Consider the following 15,580-nt stretch of genomic DNA (forward strand, 5'->3'; position numbering starts at 1 on the left):
CCACCCCTTATCCGGACTCAACTCCAGCCGACGCGCTGAAAGAACGCCGCGATCTCCGCGGCCGCGTGGTCGGGATTTTCCCGATGCGGGAAGTGGCCGGCGCCGGGAAACATCGCGAGATCGAGCGCGCTGAACGTCTCGCCGAGCCGGTCGGTCCACGCATAGGGAAACAGCGGATCGTGCTCGGCCCAGCGGACGCAGGTCGGCACGTCGATCGGCGGAAGCTGTGGAGCTTCGCCCTTCATCATCGCGACGCGCCCGGCATGCGAGGCGCGATAATGCGCAAAGCCGCCGGCAAGGTTGCCCACCCTAGAGAAATTGTCGACGAAGGCGTCGAGGACGTCGTCGAAGGCGTCTTTTCGATGCGCCCAGCCCTTCAGGAAGTGACTGATATAGAGCCGGCAGCTCTCGCGGCTCGCGCCGACGAGCCGCACGGCCATCTCCATCTGGTGGAAGGACTGGTACCAGATGTGGTTGAGCCGGTCGGGCGCCGCCATGCGCGGTCCGATGCCGGGATAGACGAAATCGAAGAAGAAGAGACCGGCGAGCCGGCCCGGTGCCTGCCGCGCCAGGGGCTGCATCACGGCGCCGCCGACATCGTGGCCGACCACGGCGAATCGCTCGATGCCGAGCCCCTCCATCAGCGCAAGCATGTCGGCGGCATGGCCGTCCGGCCCGTAAGGCCCGTCAGGCTTGTCGCTGTCGCCAAAGCCGCGCAGGTCGGGCGCGATCAGCATGAAGCGATCGGCCAGCCGGGCCATCACCGGCTCCCAGGTCAGCCAGAATTCCGGCCAACCATGCAGCAAAAGCAGCGGTTTGCCCTTTCCAGCGCGAACCAGGTGGAAATTGGCGCCATTGGCCTTGATCGTCAGATGCTCCATCGCGGTTCCTCCCGGGCGAAGGATGGGGGTTGAAAGAGGCAGCGGATTTTCCCCTTTCGCGCCTTGTCTGGCCCGCCATCCTCGCCTATTAACGCCCCCAACCACAGGGGCCCTGCTCCTTACTTGGCGCCTTCAGGAGAGGTGGCAGAGTGGTTGAATGCACCGCACTCGAAATGCGGCATAGGTGCAAGCCTATCGGGGGTTCGAATCCCTCCCTCTCCGCCATATCAATCGGCCTCAAAGCCTCGCCTCAAGCACTGAATCCTCAAGATCGCAGCAGCTTCTGGTGTCGCCTCCAGGGGACCGCAATCCGACACCGCACTTGCGGCGGGGCGGCAAGCTTCTCCACAATGTCCGTCATGACAGCCCGCCCCGAGGACCCGACGGATGACGGCCAAAATCGATCTGCTGACGCTGCAGCTCTTCGTGGCGATCGTTGAGGAGCAGAGCATCGCGAAGGCGGCGGAGAAGAAGAACATCGCCGCGTCCGCGGTCAGCCGGCGCATCTCGGATATCGAGGACCGTTTCCAGGTCGAGCTGCTGCATCGCCATTCGAAGGGGATCGAGCCGACGCCGGCCGGCTTTGCCTTGCTCGAGCATGCCCGCATCGTCCTTGGAAACCTGAGCCGGCTCGAGACCGAATTGACCGGATACCGGCAGGGCAAGCGCGGGCTGATCCGGGTCTGCGCCAACAAGTCCGCGATCCTCGAAGCTCTCGCCGACGAGCTCAGCCTGTTCCTGGAGCGGCATCCGCTGGTGCATATCGACATCGAGGAGGATCTAAGCCCCGCGATCGTGCGCGCGGTGATGGAGAACCGGGCCGACATCGGCATTTTCGGCGGCAACATCGACGCACAGGATCTGGAGCTGCTGTCCTATCGCAGCGACAGCCTGGTCGCGCTGGTCACGCGCGACCATCCGCTGGCCGGTCGCAGCAGCGTTCGCTTCCGCGAGCTGGTCGATTTCGACTTCGTCAGCCTGGAGAAGGGCAGCTCGATCGAGACGCTGTGTGTCAGGGCGGCGGCCGCTCTCGGGCAGCACCTGAAGGTGCGCATCCGCGTCAGCAGCTTCGATGCGCTGTTCCGCGTCATCGATGCCAGGATGGGGGTCGGGGTCGTGCCGCTCGAGATCGTTCGCGGCCGCTACGGTGTCGACAGCCTCGTCACCGTCGCGCTCGATGAGTCCTGGGCGCGACGCGAGCTGGTCATGGGCGTGCGCGACTACAAATCGTTGCCGCCGGTGACGAAGCTGCTGGTGGACCATTTGCGGACCCAGGATGATACGGGTCTCACCACGAGCAGCGTCTCCGACCGGCTGACGGTCGTCCGCAGCAGGGGCTGACATCGCCCGTGTCAACGCCTGCCATCGCCTGCCATCGCCGGCCGCGATGGCACCCTGCCAAACCGTCACTGCACATTTGCGGGACGCGCTTCTATCCTGCTTCCCAGGATTGCCCTCGGTCGGCATGATCGGCGGCACTACGGCACATCAGATGCCGATCAGGGGAGGACGGATCGTGGACACGCGTGGTCGCACGCTGCTGGCCAAAATCTGGGACCAGCATGTCATCGCCCATGTCAGCGATGACACCGATCTGCTTCATGTGGATCGTCATCTGCTGCACGATCTCGGCGGCTCCCGCGGCCTGATCGACCTCAAGAGCCGCAACCTCCCGGTCCACAATCCCGAGCTGACTTTTGCCACGCCCGATCATGCGATTTCCACGGCGTCCGGGCGCGCCGGCACGATCACGACCGGGCAGGAGCTGCTGGCGGCGTTGCGGACCGAGACATCCGCCAGCGGCATCCGGCTGTTCGACATCGACCAGCCGGGGCAGGGCATCGTCCATGTCATCGGGCCGGAGCTCGGTCTCAGCCTGCCCGGCTGCCTGATCGTCTGCGGCGACAGCCACACCTGCACCCATGGCGGGCTCGGCGCGCTTGCCTTCGGCATCGGCTCCAGCGAGCTCACGCATGTGCTGGCGACCCAGACTATCATCCAGCGCCGGCCGAAAACCATGCGCGTGACGTTCGACGGCCGCATGCCGTTCGGTGTCACGGCGAAAGATCTCATCCTCGCTTTGATCGGCCATGTCGGCGCCGCCGGCGGCATCGGCTATGCGGTCGAGTACGCCGGCAGCGCGATCAGGGACATGCCGATCGAAGGGCGGCTCACCATCTGCAATCTGTCGGTCGAACTCGGTGCCAAGATGGGGCTGATCGCGCCGGACCAGACGACGTTCGATTATGTCCGGGGACGTCCCTACGCGCCGCAAGGCGAGATGTGGGAGCGGGCCGTCACGGCGTGGCGGACGCTTCGGAGCGACAGGGACGCAATGTTCGATCGCGAGGTGTCGATCGATGTCGCAACCATCATCCCGCAGATCACCTGGGGCACCAGTCCCGAACATGTCCTCGGTGTCGATGGCCGCATCCCGGATCCCCGGGACATTGCCGATCCGGCGCGCCGCGGCGCGATCGAGATCGCGCTCGACTATATGGGCCTGACGCCGGGCGCGCCGATCGCCGGCACGCCGGTGGATTGGGTCTTCATCGGCTCCTGCACCAACAGCCGTCTCAGCGATCTGCGCGGCGCGGCCGAGGTCGCGCGCGGCCGCAAGGTCGCGCCCGGCGTGCGCGCCTGGGTCGTGCCGGGTTCGGAGACCGTCAAGCGCGATGCGGTGGTCGAAGGGCTCGACAAGATCTTCATCGACGCGGGCTTCGAATGGCGCGAGCCCGGATGCTCGATGTGCCTCGCCGCGAACGGCGAAACCGTGCCGCCCGGCCAGCGCTCGGTCTCGACGTCGAACCGGAATTTCATCGGCCGGCAAGGGCCGCGTGCCCGCACCCATCTGGCGAGCCCGGCCATGGCCGCGGCGGCGGCGGTCTCCGGCGCCATCGCCGATGTCCGAACCATGGAGCGCTAGATGGCGGAGCCCTTTACCAAGTTGACCGCGATTGCCGCGCCGATCATGCGCACCAATGTCGATACGGACGTCATCATCAGCATCAATCGCATGATCGGAAATTCCGTCCGCGGCAGTCTCGGCAAATGGGCGTTCGGCTCGCTCCGCTATCTGCCTGATGGCTCGGACAATCCGGAGTTCATCCTCAATCGCGAGCCGTATCGCGCGGCGGAAATTTTGGTCACGGGTCCGAATTTCGGCTGCGGCTCATCGCGCGAGGCGGCGGTGTGGTCGCTGCAGGAGATGGGTATCCGCGCCATCATCGGATCCGGCTTCGGCGACATTTTCTTCGCCAACTGTTTCCAGAACGGCATCCTGCCGGTGGTGCTGGACAAGGCCATCATCGACAGCCTCGCCGCCGACATCGAAGCGAGCCAGGGCGCGGGACGCCTCACGGTCGATCTGCAGGAGCAGACGGTCACCTCGCCATCGGGGTTAAGGCACGTCTTCGAGATTGATCCGCGCAGACGTGCGGGCCTGCTCGAAGGCCTCGACGAAATTTCGCTGACCTTGCGGCGCGACCAAGAGATCCGCGGATTCCAGGCATCCGACCGCACCGCGCGGCCGTGGATTCACTTTGCAGGACATCAGGCATGAACACGCTCTCGAACACGATCAAGGTGGCCGTGGTCGGTGGTGAAGGCATCGGTCCGGAAGTGACCGATCAGTCCCATCGCATTCTCAAATGGTTCTCGGACCGGCGCGGCGCTCCGGTGATTCTGCGCGAAGCGCAATACGGTCTGATCCCGTATCTCGCGACAGGCAAGGTGCTGCCGGATGACACCGTCGAGGCGATGGAGGAGGCCGATGCGATCCTCTGGGGCGCGACCGGTGGCCCGGAGACGACGGAGGTCCCACCGGCCGCGCGCAAGGCGGGAAGCCTCTTGTCGCTGCGCAGCAAATACGACCTCTATGCCAATCTCCGGCCCATCGTCGCCAATCCGGCGCTGGCGGACTCCGCGCCGCTCAAGGCCGCGGTGCTGAAGGACGTCGACTTCACCATCATCCGCGAGCTCACCAGCGGCATCTATTTCGGCGAGCCGCGCGGCATCGAAACGCTGCCCGATGGCCAGCGCCGCGGCTTCAACACCCAGCAATACACCACCAGCCAGATCCGCCGGGTGGCGCGAACCGCGTTCGAGCTGGCACGGACGCGCAAGGGCCGGGTCTGCTCCGTCGACAAGGCCAATGTGCTTGAGACCAGTGTGCTGTGGCGCGAGGAGGTCACCGCGCTGCATGAAGCGGAGTTTTCCGATGTCGAGCTAACGCATCTCTATGTCGACAACGCCGCGATGCAGATCGTGCGGGCACCCTCGCAATTCGACGTCATGGTGACCTGCAATATCTTCGGAGACATTCTCTCCGATTGCGCGGCGATGGCGTCGGGCTCGCTCGGCATGCTGCCGTCGGTCTCGCTCGGGCCGCCGGACCGGCTCGGACGTCGCAAGGCGCTCTATGAGCCGGTTCACGGCAGCGCGCCCGACATTGCGGGCAAGGGCATCGCCAATCCACTTGGCTCGATCCTCAGCGTCGCAATGATGTTGCGCATTACCCTCCATCGGCCTGAAGATGCCGCGCTGCTGGAGAAGGCCGTGGATACGGCCCTGGCCGCCGGCGCAAGAACGGCCGATATCGCCGAACCCGGCGCAAAAAGACTTTCGACCCAGGAGATGGGCGATGCCGTGCTGAACGCGCTCGACAAGGTGGTCGGCAAGGAGAGGGAGCACGCGTGATGAGAACTCGGGTCACAAGACGGTCGGCGCTGACGATTGTCGCCGGCGCCGGTGTCTCCATGGCGGCGGGGCGGGCGTGGGCGGATACCCCGTCGGGCCGCGTGATCTACCCGGTGGCCATTCCGGTGTATCAGTCCCAATTCGTCGCCGACCGTGCCGGGTTCTTCAGGGAGGCCGGCCTCGACTGCAAGCTGATCCAGGGCGGCAGCGGCGTGAAGACCCGTGAGATCATTGCTTCGTCCCAGGGAGATATCGGCATCGGCGACATCACCCACCCGATGCAGCTCAGCAATCACGGCCGCAGCGCGCGCGTGCTGATGCCGGTCGATACCCGCAGCAACGCCGCGATCTTCATCATCCGCAAGGATCTGTTCGATCAGGGCATCACCACGCTGGAGGCGCTGGCGAAGTGGAAGCGGCCTGACGGACGCAAGCCGATCGTTGCGGTGTCGTCGCTTGGCGGCACCAACCACGTCTGGGCCTCCTATTACATGGAAACCATGGGGCTCGACGACAAGGTGACCTGGATCGGCACCGGCAATGTCGACACCATGATGGGGACGTTGAAAACGAAACAGGTCGATGTCCTCATCAACTCGCCGTCGATCCTGAAGGATTCTATCGAGCAGGGCTGGGGCGCGCTGTTGTTCGACGGAACCGACGAGGCGGTCTGGGCCAGGTATATCGGCGGCAAGGTCCCGGTGACGTCTCATTTCACCTTGCAGTCGACCATCGACAAGGACCCGCAGAAGATGCAGGCGTTCGTCACGGCGCTGTGGCGCGCGACCCAGTGGATCAAGGGGCACTCCCCCGAAGAGATCTACGATGCGATCGAGCCTTATGTCGGGAGCACGTCGCGCGATGCGAATGTTTTCGACATTGGGATCATGAAGAAGGTCACCGACTACGAATGCGTCATCGATGCGGAGAGTTTTGCACGCGGCCAGAAGGTCTGGTTCCGTGAAATGACCGGGATCAAGCCGCTCGCCATGGCCGACGTCGTCACCACCAGTTTCATCGAAGCGGCACGCAAGGCCTATCCGGCTTGAGCGTGCAGGCCTTACATGCGCCGCACGCCGACGCGCCGCCTGAGATGCGGCGCATCGACGTGCGCGGATTGTGCAAGACTTTCCAGCTGGCGGGCACCGCCATCGAGGCGGTGCGCGACGTCTCCTTCAATGTCCGGCGCGGCGAATTCGTCGCCCTGCTCGGGCCATCCGGCTCCGGCAAGAGCACCGTCCTCAACATGATAGCGACACTGGTCAAGCCGACCAGCGGTCAGATTCTGATCGACGGAACGCCTGTTGTCCCCGGACGGGCGACGTCTGACGTCGGCTACGTGTTCCAGCGCGATACGCTGTTTCCCTGGCGGACAGTCGCCGACAACATCGGCTACGGCCTGGAGCTGGCGGGCGTCCCGGTGGCGGAGCGAAAGGAGCGTGTCCGTGCCTGCCTGGTGCAGGCCGGGCTGGAGGGCTTTGGCAACGCCTACCCTTCTGCATTGTCCGGCGGCATGCGCCAGCGCGCCGCTTTGATGCGAACGCTGGTCGTTGAGCCGCAGGTCCTGCTGATGGACGAGCCGTTCGGCGCGCTCGACACCCACACCAAGATCGACATGCACGACGTGCTGCTTCGCATCTGGGAACGCGAGCAGCAGACCGTGCTGTTCGTGACCCATGATCTCGGCGAAGCCCTGACGCTGGCAGACCGCATCATTCTGTTCTCCGCGCGGCCCGGCCGGATCAAGGAGAGTTTCGATGTGGATTTTGCCCGCCCACGCAATGCGGTGAAGATCCGGGAGACGCCGCGTTATGCCGAGCTGTTCCAGCTGATCTGGCACTCGCTCGGCGAAGAGTTCATCAAGGGCCGCAAGCCATGAGACGCGCTCGCAACGCCGGCAGGACCCTGGCCTGGCAAATGGCGATCTGCGCCTGCTTCCTGTCGATCTGGCAATGGGGTTACGATCTGCACGGCCGGCTCCCCTGGCTGGTGCCTGATCTGCTCGACCCCTATTTCGTCTCAAAACCCTCGGACATCTTCGAGCATTTCCTGATCCTGAGCTGTCTCAAGTCCAAGCTCGGCGTGTTCAACGGCTGGTTCAATGGCGAATTCGCCCGCTGCATGGCACGATCCGAGAACAATCTCTGGATCGCGACCGCCGTCACCCTGAAGAACACCTTCTTCGGTTTCGTGACCGGCGTGAGCAGCGGCTTTGCCGCGGGCCTGGTGCTTGGCCGTTCGGACCGGCTGAGCGCGATCTTCCAGCCGTTCATCACGGCGGTGAATTCGATTCCCCGCATCGCGCTGGCGCCGATCATCGTGCTGGCCTTCGGCATCGGCGATACCTCGAAGGTCGTGACGTCGTGGATCGTGGTCGTCTTCCTCGTGTTCTTCAATACGTTCGAAGGCGCACGATCGATCGACGAGGGCTTTGTCAACGCGGCGCGGCTGCTCGGCGCCAGCGAGTGGCAGATCACCCGCACGGTGGTCATCCCATCGACCATGGCCTGGGTCTTCGCCTCGCTGACGCCTGCGATCTCCTTCGCCCTGATCGGCGTGATCGTCGGCGAGTTCATCGGCGCCGAACGCGGAATCGGACGCCTGATCATCGAGTCCGAAGCGCGCGCGGAGGCCTCGGGCATGATGGTCGCCGTCATCGTGCTGATGCTGGTCGGCGTTGCGCTGTCCGCGCTGATCTGGCGATTGCAGGCCTATCTGCTGCGCTGGCAGCAGCACAATCTGGCGGAGTAGCCCGAGCAGGGGTTACATTGATTACGGACCCGCCAGCACCGTCCGCGCCATCGCCACGAACGCCTGCGCGGCCGGCGACAGCGTCCGGCCCTGACGCTGCAGCAGCGACACCGGCCGGGTGATGGCCGGGCGGATCAGCGGTCTTGCGATCAGCGTCGGGAACTGATCGGCCGGCAGCATCGTCGCGGGGAGAATGGCGAGGCCGAGGCCCTGCGCGGTCATAGCGAGCGCGGTGTTGATCAGCGTCACCTCATAGGTTGGATTGAGGTGCTTGCCCTGCGCGCCGAGCGCCTGATCGATCTGCATGCGGATCCGCGTCTCGCGCCGCATCGCGATCGTCGGGAGCTGTGCCAGTTCGTCCCATGTCAGCGCGCGCCGCGCGGCGAAGTCGGCTGTGCTCCGGCCAATCGCGCTCAGGCGCCCGCGGGTCAGCGTCTCGATCGTCATCTCCGCGAATTCACCTTCCACGCTGCCGATGGCGAACTCCGCGTCGGTTGCGATCAGGCGCGGAACGAGATCGTCGGCGGCGACATCCCGCATGTCGATCTCGATGTCGGGATGGGCCGCACGGAATTTCGCCAGCACCAGGGGCAGCAGCGCCGAGGCGGCGCCGGCCGATGCCAGAAACGCGACGCGGCCGGCGCGCGCTTGCGCGAGGTCGCGCATGCGCCGTGACAGGCCCAGCGCATCGCCCAGCATCCGTTCGGCGGAATGGAACGCCTCGTCGGCCGCCAAGGTCGGCTGCACCGAACGCGTGGAGCGATCGAACAGTTTGACGCCGAGCTGGGTTTCGAGCTGCTGGATCAACAGGCTCGCCGCCGACTGCGTGATCCCGAGCTCGCGCGCGGCCCGCGTGATGCTGCGGGTGCGATAGACGCCGGTGAAGGCCCGCAATTGGCGCAAAGTGACATTCATAGGCAGGGCTCATGAATTGATGAGTTCTTTCTGGCTTATCTCATAAGCGAGTCTGCAATAAAATGCATGCCGCGCGGTCGGAGAATCCGCCGTACGGCAAGGGGAGCGGAGGCGAGCATGAGGACACAGGTGCTGGTCGTGGGCGCCGGGCCCGTGGGACTGACCGCGGCGATGGATCTGGCCTCGCGCGGGATCGACGTCGTCGTCGCGGAGATCCGCCATGCCGGCGATCCGCCCAGCGTCAAATGCAATCACGTCTCGGCGCGCTCGATGGAAGTCTTCCGCCGGCTCGGCGTCGCCGCAAAGCTGCGCGACGCAGGCCTGCCGGCGGACTTCCCGAACGATTGCTCCTATCGGACCACGGCGACCGGCATCGAGCTGTGCCGCATCGACATTCCCTCCCGCGCGCGCCGTTACAGCGCAACCGGCGGTCCCGACACCTGGTGGCCGACGCCCGAGCCGCCGCACCGGATCAACCAAGTCTACCTCGAGCCGATCCTGTTCAGCCATGCGGCCGCTCAAGCGCGCATCACCATTCTGGCGCGCACGGAAATCACTGACATCGAAAAGGGCGACGACCATGTGGTCGCACTGGCGCGCGACCTCGACAGCGGGAGCTCGCTTCGCATCGAAGCGTCCTTCGTGATCGGCTGTGACGGCAGCCGTTCCCTGGTTCGCAAATCGATCGGCGCGAGCCTCTCCGGCACGCCGGTGATCCAGCGCGTGCAATCGACCTTCATCGAAGCCCCGCAGCTCAAGGAGCTGATGGGCGCGCACAAGCCGGCCTGGATGGTGCTCTCGCTCAACCCGCGACGCTCGGGCACGACGGTTGCGATCGACGGCCACGACCGCTGGCTGATCCACAATCATCTGAAGCCCGACGAGCCCGAGTTCGATTCGGTCGATCGCGACTGGGCGATCCGCGCCATCCTCGGCGTCGACGAGCGCTTCGAATACCGCGTCCTCAGCAAGGAGGATTGGGTCGGGCGTCGCCTCGTGGCCGATCGCTTCCGCGACCGCAGGGTCTTCATCTGTGGCGACGCCGCGCATCTGTGGATGCCCTATGCCGGCTACGGCATGAATGCGGGCATTGCCGACGCTGTCGATCTCTGCTGGCAATTGGCGGCGCATCTGAACGGGTGGGCGCCGGCTTCGATCCTCGACGCATATGAAGCGGAGCGTCAGCCCATCACCGAGCAGGTGTCGCGCTTCGCGATGGACCACGCGATGAAGATGATGGCGCAGCGCGGCGGCGTGTCCGCGGAGATCGAGGACGACACGCCGCGCGGCCAGGCGGCGCGCGCAACGCTGGCCAGGGCGGCTTACGATCTCAACGTGCAGCAATATTGCTGCGCGGGTCTCAATTTCGGCTACTACTACGATGCCTCGCCGATCATTGCCTATGACGGCGAAACGCCGCCGGCTTACGCGATGGGCAGCTTCACGCCCTCCACTGTGCCGGGCGCCCGCGCGCCGCATCTGTTCCTGCGCGACGGACGATCGCTCTACGATGCATTCGGAGCCGGCTACACATTGTTGCGGTTCGACCCGGCGATCGATGTGGCGCGGCTGCAATCCGCCGCAAGGGAGCGCGGCATCCCGCTCGCGCTGGTCGACATCGCGCCCGATGAGGCGAACGGCACCTATGCCGAGAAGCTGGTGCTGGCGCGGCCCGACCAGCACATCGCCTGGCGCGGGCAGGTCGCGCCCGCGGATCCACAAGGCTTGCTGGCGCGCATCACCGGCGCTGCAGCGTAAGGCGGCTTGAAGCGGACGGTCTGGCGGCGAAGGCGGCCCGGTCGTGGTTCACAAGCAAGAACGTACCGAGGAGGGGAACGTGTTTCACGTTGCAAGGCGCCGCATTCTGGCCGTGCTGACGGTCGCGACTTTCGCCGTGCTGCCGCTGACGGCGGGCAAAGCCGCCTATCCGGAGCAATTGATCAAGATCATCGTGACCTTCCCGCCCGGCGGCAGCGCCGACACCGTGATCCGTGCGCTCGAGCCGCTCGTCACCGCCGAGCTCAAGCAGAGCCTGGTGATCGAGAACCGCGCAGGCGCTGGAGGCAACATCGGCATGGCCGCGGTCGCGCAGGCCAAGCCCGACGGCTACACGCTCGGCGTCGCGCCGGCGGGCGCGCTGACGGTGAACCCGCATCTCAATTCGTCGATGCCGTTCGAGCTGAAAGATCTCGCGCCGATCACGCTGCTTGCGGAAATTCCCTTCGTGCTCGTCGCCTCCGCGAACATACCTGCGCACACGACGGCGGAGACGGTCGCGCTCGCCAAGGCAAAGCCGGGTGCGCTGTCGATCGGACATGGCGGCAATTCGACGGCCATGCATCTGACGGCCGCGCTGTTTACGCAGAGGACCGGGATCGCCATGGAGCTGGTCCCGTATCGCGGGACCGCGCCCGCGACGGTCGACGTCCTCGCAGGACATGTCCCCTTTGCTGTGCTGGATATTCCCGCATCGAAGCAACTGATCCTCGAAGGCAAGCTCAACGCGATCGGCGTTTCCTCAGCGCGCCGCCTTGCATCCCTGCCGGATGTGCCGACTCTGGCCGAGAGCGGCATTGCGGGTTTCGAATCCGTCGGCTGGTTCGGGCTGGTTGCGCCGGCCGGCACGTCCGCCGACATCGTCGCCAGGCTGAACGAGGCTTTCACGAAAGCCCTGAAGGACCCGTCCGTGGCCGAGAAGATCAGGACCCTCGGCGCAGAGCCCGCGCCAATGTCGCCGGAGCAGTTCGGTCGCTTCATTCAAAGCGAAAGCGCGAAATGGGGCAAGCTCATCAGCGAAGCCGGCATCAAGGCGAACTAGAACTGGCATCACGATCGGTCGGCGCCACGCCGACGGCCGCTCCCTCGAGTGTGCGATGCCGGCAACCGTGCGCCTGAGCTAATGCGCGGCGATGCCCGCGCTCTCGATCACCCGCTTGTAGCGTGCGGTCTCCTCGACGATGAACGGTCCCATCTCGGCCGACCCCTTGTCGGCAATCGACACTTGGCCGTTGGTGGCGAGGTCCGCGACGATGCCGGGGTCGGCGAGCACCGCGGCCAGCGCCTCAGAGAGCTTGCCCACGATTCTCGGGTCGGTCCCGGCCGGGACCGAGACCCAGGTCGAACCGACACTGACGGCGTCCGGGTAGCCGGCCTCGAGCACCGTCGGCGCGTCGGGCAACGCGGCCAGCCGCGCCGTGCCGGTGGTGCCGAGCACCTTGACCTTGCCGGTGTCGATCAGCGGCCTGAGCACGGTGAGGTAGTCGAAGGAGACGTCCAGGATGCCCGACATCATGTCGGTCATCTGGCTCGAGCCCGACTTGTAGGGCACATGGGTCAGCTTGATGCCGGCGGCCGCCTGGAACATCTCGCCGGCGAGGTGCTGGGCGGTGCCGGGGCCGGGGGAGCCGAAGTTGACCTTGCCCGGGTTGGTCTTCGCGTAGGCGACGAACTCAGCCAGCGTGCTGTAGGGCGCTGCCGAGGTTGCGACGAGGATCTGGTTTGCCGAGCTCACGCCGCGGACATGGATATAGCTCTTGAGCGGGTCGTAGTTGAGCTTCGCCAGCCCCAGGTTCGGCTGGATCGTCATAGGCCCGCCGGAGGCGTAGAGCACGGTGTAGCCGTCGGGTTGGGCCCGGGCAACGAACTCTGTCCCGATGGTCCCGCCAGCGCCGGGTCGGTTCTCCACCACCACCGGCTGCCCAAGCCGCGTCCGCAGCAGCTCCGCGATCTTGCGCGAGACGAGGTCGGTGACGCCGCCAGCCCCGAACGGCACCACCCAGGTGATCGCGCGGTTCGGCCAGGATTCCGCGGCCGTCTGGGCCCCCGCGGCGCCGGCCTGGAGCGCCAGCGTCGTCGCGGCGACGAGACACAGGAGCGCTCTCCTCACCGTCCCGACGGGGCGACCGCTCAGGCCGCTGCGCGCGCCGGTCTGCTCGACCACGTTGTTGATCACCTGTCGCGAGGTCTGATGATAGCCGCGCTGCTGCGCCAAGAATTCCATGGATGCAGTCCCCCCGTTGCAGCGTGGCCGTTTACGGCCATGTTGACCGAAGGCTACAGCCTTGAGTCTCTTCAAACCATTGGCGCAGTCCGAGCATCTCTTTTGCAGAATATGAAAAGATAGATCGCCTTCAGGCTATGGGACCGTTTGTCAGCACCGTCCGCGAGGGCAGCTTCCTGGCGCATCGGCCGCGATCTGTCGCCGGCCGCACGCGCGCTCCAGCGCGGCATTCTCGCGGGTGCGCAGGCGATCCGCGAACGGAGCCTTGTCGGCTGACTGCGCAGCAATCCACAACCCGGTGTGCCGCAACCGCAGCAGTGACGGGTTGAACCTGCTACCGTCGCGGCCCGACCAACAGCAGCCCGCCGGCCGGCTGGGAGCGAGGTGATTCACGACGATGTTCGACAAAACCTACCGGCAGCGCCTCGAAGCTGATCTGGCGCAATGGGAAGCGGACGGCGTGATCGCGCCAGCGGCCGCCGTCTCGATCCGCAATGCGCTGCCGCCGTTGTCGCCCGGCGTCAACATCGCGGTGGTCGTCGGCATCGTTGGCGGCCTGTTGATCGCAGCAGCTTTCCTCGCCTTCGTCGCGGCGCACTGGACGGAGATCGCGCGGCTGCTGCGGTTCGGAATCCTGCTTGCCGGCATGGTCGTCGCAGGGGGCCTTGGGGCGTGGTTCGCGGCGAAGGGGCGCACGATTCTTGCCGATCTCTGCGCGAGCATCGGCGCGGTCATCTTCGGCGCGGGTATTGCCCTGGTCGGTCAGATGTACCATCTCGGCGAGGATTTTGCCGGCGGCATGCTGCTGTGGTCGATCGGCGCGTTCGCAGCGGCGCTGCTGACCGAATCGCGCGGCGCGCTTGCGGTCGCCCTCGTGGCCGCCTGCATCTGGACCTGCATGCGGACTTACGACGCGCCGGACGCGCTGCATCTTCCGTTCGTGGCGGTGTGGCTCCTCGCCGCCGCTCTTGCGTTTGCGTGGAATTCCCGCGTCGCGGCCCACCTCGTCGCGATCGCGGTGCTGCCGTGGTGGATCGCGACGTCGCTTCGCTTCGAATTCGATGGTGCTCAGCCGTCATTCGTGCTCGCGAACGGCGCCGCCTTGCTGTTCGGCGCCGGGCTCGCGATCGCCGCAGCGCCGTCGCCGAGAGCGCTTCGTCTCGGGACCGTTCTATCGATTTACGGGGCGTTTTCGCTGGCCGTGGTCGCGTTCCTGGAGGTGACGACGGTCGACGATATCATTCGCTTTCGGACCGGCAGTGCGCCAGCCCAGCCGCTTTGGGCGATCCTGTGCGGGGCTGCGGGTGTGATCCTCGCTCTCGCGTCCGCCGGGATCACCAAGCGCGCAGGTGAAATCCTTGCAGGATGTTCAATCGGGCTCGCCCTGCTCGCAGTTCCGCTGTGGCCGGTATCCACCGCCGGAGAGCCCTGGTTCGCCTACGCTGCGCTGCTCTGCGCCATGCTCAGCCTCGTCGTCTCCGGCATGCTCGATGATGTGCGTCCGCGGATCGTGGCCGGCTGGCTCGGGATCGCCGGCGTCATCGCCGGCATCACCTGGGCGGTGAAGGGCTCGCTGCTGCGCCGCTCGGCCTTCCTTGCGGCGGCCGGCGTCGTTGCCGTCGCATTTGCAACCGCGCTCAATCGCGCACTGCCGAGGGCGGGGCGATGATGGAACTGGTCGCTTCCGTCATCAGGCTCTGGCAGCGCATCCCGAAAGCTGTGCTATTCGGTGTCGCCGTCCTGGTCCAATGCGTGCTGCTGGTCCTGATGGTCGCCGATCGCATGCAGATCCTGCGCGAAGGCCGTGAGGTGACCTTGCAGACGCAGCCAGTCGATCCCCGCGATCTCTTGCGCGGCGACTATGTCGTGCTCCGCTACGACATCTCGCAACTGCCGGCCGGCGCGCTTGCCGGCAAGCCGGCGGCCGAGCGCAATTCCGTTGTGTTCGTCAAGCTCGCGCCCAATGCCAACGGGCTTTACGAGGCCGTCTCGGTTCACGCCGAGCCTGTCGCGGTCACGGCGGCCGAAGTGCTGATCCGCGGCCGTGTCCCCTATTCCTGCGGTTCGCCCGGCCGCACCTTCTGCGACAAGCTCACAATCAAATACGGTCTCGAAAGTTATTTCGTGCCCGAAGGCGAGGGCAAGAAGCTCGAGCAGGCCCGCAATCAGCAGAAGCTGCGGGTCGTCGCCGCCGTGCTGCCCTCAGGCCGCGCCGCGATCAAGCGCCTGCTGCTCGACGGCGAGCCGGTGTACGAGGAGCCGTTGTACTAGGACCCGATGAGATGAGACTCGCCTGCTCCCCCAACGGAGGGAACGGAGAGAGCATCGCTGTCGG

Annotated in this window: 14 protein-coding genes and 1 tRNA gene; 12 read left to right on the forward strand and 3 right to left on the reverse strand. The window is 65.8% G+C overall.

What is annotated here, in order from left to right; translation table 11 throughout:
* Positions 1-17 precede the first annotated feature (17 nt).
* Positions 18-881, reverse strand: coding sequence for an alpha/beta hydrolase (locus AAFG50_RS01165; protein ID WP_028174849.1), 864 nt, complete (start codon positions 879-881; stop codon positions 18-20).
* Between the two features lie 135 nt (positions 882-1,016).
* Here AAFG50_RS01165 and AAFG50_RS01170 point away from each other — a divergent pair.
* From AAFG50_RS01170 to AAFG50_RS01205, 8 genes are all read left to right on the forward strand, one after another.
* Positions 1,017-1,106: transfer RNA gene (locus AAFG50_RS01170), tRNA-Ser, on the forward strand.
* Between the two features lie 162 nt (positions 1,107-1,268).
* Positions 1,269-2,222 carry a LysR family transcriptional regulator gene (locus AAFG50_RS01175; RefSeq protein WP_028174848.1) on the forward strand — a complete coding sequence of 318 codons (954 nt, stop codon included), beginning with the start codon at positions 1,269-1,271 and terminating at the stop codon, positions 2,220-2,222.
* 172 nt (positions 2,223-2,394) lie between these two features.
* Positions 2,395-3,807 (forward strand): 3-isopropylmalate dehydratase large subunit, encoded by a 1,413-nt coding sequence (leuC, locus tag AAFG50_RS01180; protein WP_198046598.1) that lies wholly within the window; start codon positions 2,395-2,397, stop codon positions 3,805-3,807.
* Positions 3,808-4,443 (forward strand): 3-isopropylmalate dehydratase small subunit, encoded by a 636-nt coding sequence (leuD, locus tag AAFG50_RS01185; RefSeq protein WP_011083247.1) that lies wholly within the window; start codon positions 3,808-3,810, stop codon positions 4,441-4,443.
* Positions 4,440-5,579 (forward strand): 3-isopropylmalate dehydrogenase, encoded by a 1,140-nt coding sequence (gene leuB, locus AAFG50_RS01190; protein WP_028174846.1) that lies wholly within the window; start codon positions 4,440-4,442, stop codon positions 5,577-5,579. The genes leuD and leuB overlap by 4 nt, the downstream gene beginning before the upstream one ends.
* Positions 5,579-6,628, forward strand: coding sequence for an ABC transporter substrate-binding protein (locus AAFG50_RS01195; RefSeq protein ID WP_028174845.1), 1,050 nt, complete (start codon positions 5,579-5,581; stop codon positions 6,626-6,628). The genes leuB and AAFG50_RS01195 overlap by 1 nt, the downstream gene beginning before the upstream one ends.
* A 44-nt stretch (positions 6,629-6,672) precedes the next feature.
* Positions 6,673-7,458, forward strand: coding sequence for an ABC transporter ATP-binding protein (locus AAFG50_RS01200; RefSeq protein WP_049832547.1), 786 nt, complete (start codon positions 6,673-6,675; stop codon positions 7,456-7,458).
* Positions 7,455-8,330 carry an ABC transporter permease gene (locus tag AAFG50_RS01205; protein WP_028174843.1) on the forward strand — a complete coding sequence of 292 codons (876 nt, stop codon included), beginning with the start codon at positions 7,455-7,457 and terminating at the stop codon, positions 8,328-8,330. The genes AAFG50_RS01200 and AAFG50_RS01205 overlap by 4 nt, the downstream gene beginning before the upstream one ends.
* Positions 8,331-8,351: 21 nt before the next feature.
* Here AAFG50_RS01205 and AAFG50_RS01210 read toward each other — a convergent pair whose 3' ends face one another.
* Positions 8,352-9,245: a LysR family transcriptional regulator gene (locus tag AAFG50_RS01210; protein WP_011083242.1), complete on the reverse strand. Its 894-nt coding sequence runs from the start codon at positions 9,243-9,245 to the stop codon at positions 8,352-8,354.
* 117 nt (positions 9,246-9,362) lie between these two features.
* Between AAFG50_RS01210 and AAFG50_RS01215 the strand changes: the two genes are divergently transcribed.
* Together AAFG50_RS01215 and AAFG50_RS01220 are read left to right on the forward strand one after the other, a co-directional pair.
* Positions 9,363-11,003 (forward strand): FAD-dependent oxidoreductase, encoded by a 1,641-nt coding sequence (locus tag AAFG50_RS01215; RefSeq protein WP_039186375.1) that lies wholly within the window; start codon positions 9,363-9,365, stop codon positions 11,001-11,003.
* A gap of 79 nt (positions 11,004-11,082) precedes the next feature.
* The gene (locus AAFG50_RS01220; RefSeq protein ID WP_028174841.1) at positions 11,083-12,063 is read left to right on the forward strand and encodes a tripartite tricarboxylate transporter substrate binding protein; all 981 of its coding nucleotides are present in this window, start codon (positions 11,083-11,085) and stop codon (positions 12,061-12,063) included.
* Positions 12,064-12,141: 78 nt separating this feature from the next.
* Here AAFG50_RS01220 and AAFG50_RS01225 read toward each other — a convergent pair whose 3' ends face one another.
* Positions 12,142-13,245 carry a tripartite tricarboxylate transporter substrate binding protein gene (locus tag AAFG50_RS01225; RefSeq protein WP_028174840.1) on the reverse strand — a complete coding sequence of 368 codons (1,104 nt, stop codon included), beginning with the start codon at positions 13,243-13,245 and terminating at the stop codon, positions 12,142-12,144.
* 397 nt (positions 13,246-13,642) lie between these two features.
* Between AAFG50_RS01225 and AAFG50_RS01230 the strand changes: the two genes are divergently transcribed.
* Positions 13,643-14,914: a DUF2157 domain-containing protein gene (locus AAFG50_RS01230; protein WP_028174839.1), complete on the forward strand. Its 1,272-nt coding sequence runs from the start codon at positions 13,643-13,645 to the stop codon at positions 14,912-14,914.
* Positions 14,911-15,516, forward strand: coding sequence for a GDYXXLXY domain-containing protein (locus AAFG50_RS01235; protein ID WP_028174838.1), 606 nt, complete (start codon positions 14,911-14,913; stop codon positions 15,514-15,516). The genes AAFG50_RS01230 and AAFG50_RS01235 overlap by 4 nt, the downstream gene beginning before the upstream one ends.
* Positions 15,517-15,580 lie beyond the last annotated feature (64 nt).

Source organism: Bradyrhizobium sp. B039 (assembly GCF_038965675.1).
Lineage (GTDB): Bacteria > Pseudomonadota > Alphaproteobacteria > Rhizobiales > Xanthobacteraceae > Bradyrhizobium > Bradyrhizobium diazoefficiens.